The organism is Lysinibacillus sp. 10T31, assembly GCF_056394365.1.
In genome coordinates, this window is record NZ_JBFTHS010000191.1 from 1 (window position 1) to 477 (window position 477).

At 48.2% G+C, this 477-nt stretch carries 2 protein-coding genes; both read right to left on the bottom strand.

The features are described from left to right. A partial coding sequence (locus AC1DCY_RS27580) for a hypothetical protein (RefSeq protein ID WP_477355923.1) occupies positions 1 to 200 on the bottom strand: 200 nt, incomplete at its 3' end. After that, positions 155 to 477: hypothetical protein (locus AC1DCY_RS27585; protein ID WP_477355925.1), on the bottom strand; the 323-nt coding region annotated here is incomplete at its 5' end. The genes AC1DCY_RS27580 and AC1DCY_RS27585, both read right to left, overlap by 46 nt.

Consider the following 477-nt stretch of genomic DNA (forward strand, 5'->3'; position numbering starts at 1 on the left):
ATAGAACAGCCAAAATCGTGGATAGAATCGTCAAAGTCGTGGATAGAGCAGCCAAAATAATGGATAGAGCAGCCAAAGTCGTGGATAGAACCAGCAAAGCGATGGAAAGAAGCCAAAGCGACGGAAAGAAGAGCTGGAGCGACGGAAAGGAAAGCTAATGCGACGGAAGGAAGAGTCGAAGTCGTGGATGGAACCAGCAAAGCGATGGAAAGAAGCCAAAGTGACGGAAAGAAGAGCTGGATCGACGGAAGGAAGAGTCTGAGCGACGGAAAGAATGGTCAAAGCGACGAATAGAACCGGCAAAGTCGTGGATAGAACAGCCAAAATCGTGGATAGAACCGGCAAAGTCGTGGATAGAACAGCCAAAATCGTGGATAGAATCGTCAAAGTCGTGGATAGAGCAGCCAAAATAATGGATAGAGCAGCCAAAGTCGTGGATAGAACCAGCAAAGCGATGGAAAGAAGCCAAAGCGACGG